The organism is Salipiger sp. PrR003, assembly GCF_010500785.1.
Taxonomy (GTDB): Bacteria; Pseudomonadota; Alphaproteobacteria; order Rhodobacterales; family Rhodobacteraceae; genus Salipiger; species Salipiger pacificus_A.
Genome location: NZ_JAAGOV010000031.1, coordinates 105,514 through 114,163, shown reverse-complemented (window position 1 = coordinate 114,163; position 8,650 = coordinate 105,514). Strand labels below are relative to the sequence as shown.

Annotated in this window: 5 protein-coding genes; all 5 read left to right on the top strand. The window is 69.3% G+C overall.

Annotated features, from left to right (window positions below):
* On the top strand, positions 1-1,754 hold a 1,754-nt coding region (locus G0D83_RS07670), incomplete at its 5' end, for a pilus assembly protein PilP (protein ID WP_164191531.1).
* A 105-nt stretch (positions 1,755-1,859) separates the two neighbouring features.
* The gene (gene glyS / locus G0D83_RS07665; RefSeq protein ID WP_164191526.1) at positions 1,860-4,082 is read left to right on the top strand and encodes a glycine--tRNA ligase subunit beta; all 2,223 of its coding nucleotides are present in this window, start codon (positions 1,860-1,862) and stop codon (positions 4,080-4,082) included.
* A gap of 150 nt (positions 4,083-4,232) precedes the next feature.
* Positions 4,233-6,818, top strand: a complete 2,586-nt coding sequence (locus G0D83_RS07660; protein ID WP_164191523.1) for a putative PEP-binding protein — start codon at positions 4,233-4,235, stop codon at positions 6,816-6,818.
* 140 nt (positions 6,819-6,958) lie between these two features.
* On the top strand, positions 6,959-7,600 hold the full coding sequence (locus G0D83_RS07655; protein WP_108966757.1) for a cell wall hydrolase: 642 nt from the start codon (positions 6,959-6,961) through the stop codon (positions 7,598-7,600).
* Between the two features lie 96 nt (positions 7,601-7,696).
* On the top strand, positions 7,697-8,626 hold the full coding sequence (locus G0D83_RS07650; protein WP_164191520.1) for a dihydroneopterin aldolase: 930 nt from the start codon (positions 7,697-7,699) through the stop codon (positions 8,624-8,626).
* The last annotated feature ends 24 nt before the right edge of the window (positions 8,627-8,650 follow it).

Sequence of the window (8,650 nt, the reverse complement as noted above, 5' to 3'; positions counted from 1 at the left end):
CAAACCCCGCGCCGCCCCCGGCCCCGGAGATCGCGCCAGCCGGGACGCCCGACCTGCGCCCACAGGCCGACCCCGCCGAGGCGCCCGGCTCCGAGGCGCAGCCCGGCAAGCGGCGGCCCTTCGGCTTCGGCAAGCGCCGCGAGAAGACCGAGCCCGCCGCGCCGCAGGCCCCGGCCGTGACGATCCGCACCCCCGAGGCGCCGGAGACCGGCTCGGACACCACGCAGGGGATCAAGCAGGTCACCCCGCGCCCGCCGGTCTCGCAGCCGCTGGCCCCCTCGGGGAGCGCCCCGGTCTCGGGGCAGGCGCGCGTCGCCGCGCTGCGTCAGGAGGCGGATCGTTCCGACAGCCGCGCCCGCCGCGCCGCCGCCTCGCTGACCCCCGAGGAAGAGCGCGAGCGGCTGACCGTCTTCGGTGCAAGGGGCGAGCAGAAAGTCGGTGGCAAGCCGCGTTTCCTCGGGCTCATCCTGACCGTGCTGCTGCTGCTTTTCCTTGCCGCCGTGGCGGCTTTCTCGTCGGTTCTGCTGGGCGATGAGATCTCGCGTTTCTTCGCCCCGTCGCAGGCCGAGGACGTGGCGCTGGCGGCCCCCGGGGAGATCTCCGAGGGCGCCCCGAGTCCCGCTTCTGTCGACTTGGCTGCCGAGGAGCCCGACGCCGAGGAAGACGCCGACGCAATGCTCGCCGCGCTCGACCTGCCGCCGCCGGCCAGCGAGGGCTTCGAGGAGCTCCCGGCGCCGCGGGTGACCGAGCGCAGCCAGATGACCAGCGACGAGGCCGCCGAGACCTATGCCGTCACCGGCATCTGGCAGCGCGCCCCGAACGCCCCGGCGCGGCCGCCTCAGACCAACGCCGAGGATGTCTACGTTGCCTCGATCGACCCCGAGGTGCAGCAGTTCGATGCCGTCGCCCTGCCCGACCTCGACGCCGGACCGCGCGAGGATCTGAGCCTCGAGCCGGTGCGCCTGCCACCCGGTCCCGGCGTGCGCTTCGATCTCGACGACCGCGGGCTGGTCAAGGCCTCGGCCGAGGGCACGGTCTCGCCCGACGGGGTACGCATCTTTACCGGCCTGCCGCCGCAGACCCCGCCGCTGCGCGATCCCGTGCCGGAGGCGGCGCCCGAAGGGCCCGCGGACGAGGCCGCGCCTGCAGAGGGCGAGGCCGCGGCACCGGAGTCAGCTGGAGAGAGTCCTGCGCCTGACCCCGCCGCCGATCCGGCGCTGTCCGGCTTCCGGCCCCGCGGCCGTCCCGGCGATCTGATCGAGCAGACCGAGCGGGCGGTGCTGGGCGGCGTCTCGCTGGCCGAGCTCGAGCAGATGCGCCCGCAAATGCGTCCGCTCACCGCGCAGGAAGAGGCGCTGGCGCTCGATCTGCCGGTCACCGATCAGGCCATCGGCGCCTCGCTCACCCCGCTGCCGCGCCCGCGCAGCATGGAGGCGATCGTTCAGGAGGCGGTGAAACAGGCCTCGAACGCGCCGGCGGTTGCCATCGCGCCCGGCCCGAGCATCCCGCAGAACGCCAGCGTGGCCAAGAGCGCGACATTGAGCGACCAGATCAACCTGCGCGAGGTCAGCCTCATCGGCATCTACGGCAAGGACAGCAGCCGCCGCGCGCTGGTGCGCCTGCCGTCGGGCAAGTACCAGAAGGTGCAGGTCGGCGACCGCATCGACGGCGGACGCATCGCGGCCATCTCCGAGGACGAGCTGCGCTACGTGAAGAGCGGCCGAAACGTCGTGCTGAAGATGCCGCGCGGCTGATGGGCGGCGCGCCGTCCGATCCATCCCCGCAACATTGCCGCTAACGGCTGGACGCCAGCGCCGCATGGGTCTATCCCCGCATCCGAACTTTACCTTGGTGAGACCATGCCCGACCTGCTGATCGAACTCTTTTCCGAAGAAATTCCGGCCCGGATGCAGACCCGCGCCGCCGAGGACCTGAAGAAGCTCGTCACCGACGGTCTGGTGGAGGCCGGTCTGACCTATGCGGGCGCCGCCGCCTTCTCGACGCCGCGCCGGCTGACGCTGACGGTGCAGGGGCTTCTGGCCGCCTCGCCTGCCACCCGCGAAGAGCGCCGCGGCCCCAAGGTCGACGCGCCCGAGAAGGCCATCGAGGGCTTCCTGCGCGGCGCCGGGGTCACCCGCGCGCAATGCGAGGAGCGCGAGGACAAGAAGGGCAAGGTGCTTTTCGCCATCATCGAGAAGCCCGGTCGCCCGGCCGCCGAGATCATCGCCGAAGTGCTGGAAAAGACGGTCCGCAATTTCCCCTGGCCAAAGTCGATTCGCTGGGGCGCGGGCTCGCTGCGCTGGGTGCGTCCGCTGCATTCGATCATCTGCCTGCTCAGCGACGAGCAGGGCGCCGAGGTGGTGCCGCTGGAGATCGACGGCATCACCGCGGGCAAGACCACCCGCGGCCACCGTTTCATGGGCGGCGAGGCCTTCGAAGTGTCGTCCTTCGACGATTACGAGGCCAAGCTGAAGCGCGCCAAGGTTGTGCTCAGCCCCGCCGAGCGCGCCGATACCATCTGGCATGACGCCACCAACCGCGCCTTTGCCGCGGGGCTTGAGGTGGTCGAGGACCGGGGTCTGCTGGCCGAGGTGGCAGGCCTCGTGGAATGGCCGGTCGTGCTGATGGGCGAGATCGGCGAGGACTTCCTGCAGCTGCCGCCCGAGGTGCTGCAGACCTCGATGAAGGAACACCAGAAGTTCTTCTCGGTGAAGAATGCCGCGACCGGACGGATCGAGCGCTTCGTCACCGTGGCCAACATAGAAACCGCCGACGATGGTGCGACCATCCTCGCTGGCAACCAGAAGGTGCTTTCGGCCCGCCTGTCGGACGCCAAGTTCTTCTGGGAGAACGACCTGCGCGTTGCCAAGTCCGAGGGGCTGACCGCCTGGACCGGGCGGCTGGGCAACGTGACCTTCCACAACAAGATGGGCAGCCAGAAGGCCCGCATCGAGCGCATCGCCGCGCTGGCCCGCGAGATCGCACCGATGGTCGGCGCCGATGCCGCGCTCGCCGAGCAGGCCGCGCTGGTGGCCAAGGCGGATCTGTCGTCCGAAATGGTCTACGAGTTCCCCGAGCTTCAGGGCCTCATGGGCCGCTACTACGCCGAGGCCGCGGGGCTTCCGACCGAGGTGGCCGCCGCCTGCCAGGAGCATTACTCGCCGCTCGGCCCGTCCGACGACGTGCCGACGGCGCCGGTCTCGGTGGCGGTGGCGCTGGCCGACAAGCTCGACACGCTGACCGGCTTCTGGGCGATCGATGAGAAGCCCACCGGCTCGAAGGACCCCTTCGCCTTGCGCCGCGCCGCGCTCGGCGTGATCCGGCTGGTGCTGAACAATGGCCTGCGGCTGCATCTCGACCGGCTGATCGACGCGCAGCTGCTGCGCCACAAGATCAACCCCGAGGGCAAGCACGAGGAGGCGCTGCGCGACGAGCTGCTGCGCGAGATCGCGCATCACGGGGTCTTCGGTGCGGCGGTGCGCGCGGTGATCGACCAGATCGAGGGTGACGCGCCGGAGTGGATCGCCGAGGTCGAGCAGCATTCCAACGATCTCAGCGACGACCTGCTGGCCTTCATCCATGACCGCCTGAAGGTGCACCTGCGCGACGAGGGCATCCGCCACGATGTGATCGATGCCTGCCTCGCCATGCCGAACCGCGACGACCTCGCGCTGCTGGTGACCCGCGCCACGGCGCTGAGCGAGACGCTGGCGACCGAGGACGGCGGCAACCTCGTTCAGGGCTTCAAGCGCGCCAACAACATCCTGACGCAGGCCGAAGAGAAGGACGGGGTCGAATACAGCTTCGGTGCCGACCCCAAGTTCGCCGAGAGCGACGAGGAGAAGGCGCTTTTCGCCGCGCTGGACACCGCTGAGGCCGAGATCGCCCCGGCGATGGCCAAGGAGGATTTCGCCGCCGCGATGGCCGCCATGGCCGCGCTGCGCGGACCGATCGACGCCTTCTTCGAGGCGGTGCAGGTGAACTCGGACAACCAGGTGGTGCGCCGCAACCGGCTCAACCTGCTGTCGCGGATCCGCCAGACCTGCCTGCAGGTGGCCGATTTGACCCGCGTCGAAGGCTAGCGCCGACGCCCCGGCGGCGCGCCGGGGCGATCATTTCGGGACCGGTGCCGCCTCGTTACGCCCCGTCATGGCACCGGGCCTTTCAAAAGGTATTAGTGCGGCACACCCTTTTCGGGATATGCTGCATTGCGGAGAAACAGGGGCCCCGTCATGCCCGACACCTACCGGAAAGACATGCAGGCCGATGATCCGCATGTCACGCTCATCACTCCCTCGGCGCCGATCACGACGCCGAGCCATGGCGGCCGTGCTAAGTGCCTGCAGCGGCTGGTCCGACTCGATCTTCCGGTGCCGCGCACCGTTGCGCTGAGCTTCGACACGGTGCACCGCATCGCGCAGGGCGAGGTGCCGCCGCCCGCGCTGATTCTCGGCCAGTTCACCCCCGGCACGCTTCTCTGCGTGCGCCCCTCCTCCGAGGATCCCGACTGGGGCGGGCCGGGCTCGGTGCTCAACATCGGCATGAACGACGCCACCTTCATCGACTATTCCGACCGCATCGGGGCGGAGGCGGCCTCGGCGCTCTACAAGCGTTTTGTCACCGGCTACGCGATCCACGTGGCACGGCTCGACCCCGATGTCTTTGAAGAGATCGACACCGAAGGCCAGCAGGGCCTGTCGGACGCGCTGCGCGCCTACGAGGAAGAGGCCGAGGAGCCCTTCCCGCAGGATCCCGCCGTTCAGCTCACCGCCGTTCTGCGCACCATGGCCCGCGCCTGGGAAGGCACCACCGCCCGGCTGCTGCGCCAAGCCAAGGGGGCGCCGGTGGATGCCGGGCTGGGGCTCATCGTGCAGGAGATGGCGCTGGGGCTGGGCATCGGCGAATGCGGCTCTGGCGTTCTGCAACTGGTCAACTCCGACACCGGCCTGCCGCAGATCACCGGACGCTACCTGCACCAGAGCCAGGGCCGCGACGCGCTGCACGACGAGAGCGCGGCGCTGTTTCTCGAACGCGATCCGCGCGGACCCTCGCTGGAGGAGCTGGCGCCGGAGGCCTTCGAGCAGCTCAAGGCCCACGCGCGGCTGATGCGCCAGCGCCTGCGCGCCGAGATGCAGATCGAATTCACGCTCGAGAACGGCAGGGTTCATATCCTCGACGGGGTGCGGGTGAAGCGCTCGCCCCGCGGTGCGCTGCGCATTGCCGTGCGGCTCGCCGAAGACGGGATCATCACCCGGGAAGAGGCGCTGATGCGGGTGGAACCGCGCGGGCTGTCGGAACTGCTGCACCGGCAGGTCTCGCCCGAGGCAGAGCGCGACGTGATCGGCAAGGGCGTCGCGGCCTCGCCCGGCGCCGCCACCGGCAAGATCGTCTTCAGTGCCGCCGAGGCGCAGGCCTCGGCTGCGCGCGGCGAGCCCTGCGTCCTTGTCCGGCGCGAGACCTCGCCCGAGGACGTGCGCGGCATGCATGTGGCCGCCGCGGTGCTGACCGAGCGCGGCGGGATGACCAGCCACGCGGCGGTGATCGGCCGCGGGCTCGGCCTGCCCTCGGTAGTGGGCGCCGCCAACATGGGCTTTCGTCTGAACGACAAGGTGTTGATTTCACAGGATGGTCGCCGGTTCTACGAGGGTGACACGATCACCGTCGACGGCACCTCGGGGCAAATCCTCGCAGGGGCTCCGGCGATGGTCGAGGCGGCGCTGGACGACGCCTTCCGCACCTTCATGTCCTGGGCTGACGACGCCCGGGACATCGGCATCCGCGCCAATGCCGACACCCCCGCCGATGCCGCCACCGCGCGCAACTTCGCAGCGCAGGGGATTGGCCTGTGCCGGACCGAGCACATGTTCTTCGAGGCCGACCGCATCACCCCGATGCGCGAGATGATCTTCGCCGACAGCCCCGAGGACCGGAAGGCCGCGCTTGCCCGGCTTCTGCCAATGCAACGTGCCGATTTCACGGAACTTTTCCGGATCATGGAGGGCATGCCCGTCTGCATCCGCCTGTTCGATCCGCCGCTGCACGAGTTCCTGCCCACCGACCGCGCCGGGCTGCGCGATCTGGCCGAGGCGCTCGACCTCCCGGTCAGCGACGTGACCCGACGGGTCGAGTCGATGGGCGAATACAACCCGATGCTGGGCATGCGCGGCGTGCGGCTCGGCATCGCCGTGCCCGAGATCTACGACATGCAGGCCCGGGCCATCTTCGAGGCGACGCTGGATGCGTCGAAAGACGGCGCCCCGGTAGAGCCCGAGATCATGCTGCCGCTGGTCTCGGCGATGAAGGAGGTCGAGCTGGTGAAGACCCGCATCGACGCCGTCGCCGCCGCGGTGCGCAACGAGCGTGGCCGGGACTTCGACTATTCGCTCGGCGTGATGGTCGAGACCCCGCGCGCCTGCCTGCGCGCCGACGAGATCGCCCAGCATGCGCATTTCATGTCCTTCGGCACCAACGATCTCACGCAGATGACCTACGGGCTGTCGCGCGACGACGCCGGGCGGTTCATGTCGCATTACGTGCAGCAAGGGGTCTTTGCCGAGGACCCGTTCCACCGGCTCGACCCCGAAGGGGTGGGCGAGCTGATCAAGATCGGGGTCGAGCGTGGCAGACACGGCAACCGCGGAATCATGCTCTCGATCTGCGGCGAACATGGCGGCGACCCTGATTCGATTGCCTTCTGCAGGGAGGCCGGAATCGACTACGTGAGCTGCTCACCATTCCGCGTTCCGGTTGCAAGACTTGCCGCTGCGCAACTCGCGCTAAAAGAGAAAATCGGGGGAAAAAGGCCGAGATTCGCCTAAAAAGAGCCGTTTTCCACAAGGGATAAGGACACTGTCCTTTTGCGCGGACTTACTTGGGTGGACGAATTGGCGACTTTTTTGTAAATCGCCTCGGATTTCGGCATCCCTCGGGGTGCCCCCCCGAGCTGTGAGAGCCCTTAATGTTTCGTGCCACCGCGATCGTCATCGCCGCATGTTTTGCGGCGCTTCCCGTCCGCGCTGACATCCAGCATGACAGCATCCGTCACCTCGTCAAACTCGAACAGAGCGCGCTTCGTTCCGCAAATTCTTCGCATCTGCGCAGCATGATCACGCCGGTCTCGGCCGGCAGCTCGAAGGTCCCCCACTACGACCGCGCCTGGCTCGCCACCCAGCCCAAGGCGACCGGCGGCGCTCAGTTCCAGTGCCTGGCCGAGGCGCTCTACTTCGAGGCCCGCGGCGAGAGCCTGCAGGGGCAGTTCGCTGTCGCCGAGGTGATCATGAACCGCGTCGACAGCCCGCGCTTCCCGGACTCGGTCTGCGGGGTGATCAACCAGGGCACCGGGCGTCTGCACGCCTGCCAGTTCTCCTACACCTGCGACGGCCGCCCCGAGCACGTCAGCGAAAAGGCCGCCTGGGACCGCGTTGCCAAGGTGGCCAAGGCGGTGATCTCGGGCGCGCCGCGGGCGCTGACCCAGGGCGCCACCTATTATCACACCCGCGCCGTGCGCCCGAGCTGGGCCCGCAAGTTCACCAAGACGGCCACCATCGGCGCGCATTACTTCTACCGCGGCGCGAACTACCGTATCAGCACCAGCAACTGAGCGCCGCTTTTCTCCCCCGGCACGCCGTTGTCGGGGTCGCCCCTGCGTCAGGCCCCTGCTAGAGAGGCGGCAGTTTTCGCTTCCGGAGCCGCTGCCATGGCCGATGAAATCCGCCTCGCCTTCGCCCATCCCGACGAACGGGCCATCGCCACCGCCGGCGAGACCCCGCGCGACCGCATCTCACTGCGCGACCACGTTGTCGAGGTCGAGATCGGCGCTTTCCAGGCCGAGCGCGGGCAAACCCAGCGGGTGCGCTTCAACGTCGTGGTCGAGGTGGCCCCCGGCAAGGGCGCGCTCGAGGACGACGTCGATCTCATCCTCTCCTATGACACGGTGACCGAAGCGATTGCCGCCGAGCTGGCCGCCGAGCGGCTGAACCTGCTCGAGACCCTCGCCGAGCGCATCGCCGAACGCATCTTGCTGGAGCCGCAGGCGCTGCGGGTCTTCGTGCGGATCGAGAAGCTCGACCGCGGTCCCGGCGCGCTGGGGGTCGAGATCGTCCGCGCCCGCGACGGCGAACCGGTGGGCGCGGCGCAGGATGGCGCCCGCGAGCGCCCGCATCCGCGGGTGATCTACCTGTCGAACGCCGCCATCGCCGACACCGCGCTCTCGGGCTGGCTCGACCAGGCCGAGACCCTTGGCGCGCCGGTGATCCTCTGCGTCGGCCTGCCCGAAGGGGCGCGACCTCAGGCCAGCCACCCGCTGGCGCAGCGCCGCATCGACCTGCTGGCGATCGAACAGAACGCCTGGATGCTTGCGGCCCGCGACCCGCGCGCCAAGGTGGTCGCCACGCGCACCGAGCTCGACTGGGCGATGAAGAACGGCCAGAGCTGCATCTGGGCGCCGTCGAAGATCGTGCTCGACACGCCGACCGGTCAGGAAGCCCACCCCGAAGACCCCGCCGAGCTGGCGGGCTGGTTCGCCGGGCTGATGGAGGCCTGCGAGCTGGTGATGATCGGCGAAGAGCCGCCCGCCGGTCTGACGGTTCCAGCGAGGGCTGTAACAGTCGGAAATACCACGCTCTGAGCCCGTCGCCGCCCGGCTTGCCAA

Coding starts and splice junctions, on each gene's coding strand:
- glyS (WP_164191526.1), top strand. CDS start 1,860: ATGCCCGACCTGCTGATCGAACTCTTTTCCGAAGAAATTCCGGCCCGG.
- G0D83_RS07660 (WP_164191523.1), top strand. CDS start 4,233: ATGCCCGACACCTACCGGAAAGACATGCAGGCCGATGATCCGCATGTC.
- G0D83_RS07655 (WP_108966757.1), top strand. CDS start 6,959: ATGTTTCGTGCCACCGCGATCGTCATCGCCGCATGTTTTGCGGCGCTT.
- G0D83_RS07650 (WP_164191520.1), top strand. CDS start 7,697: ATGGCCGATGAAATCCGCCTCGCCTTCGCCCATCCCGACGAACGGGCC.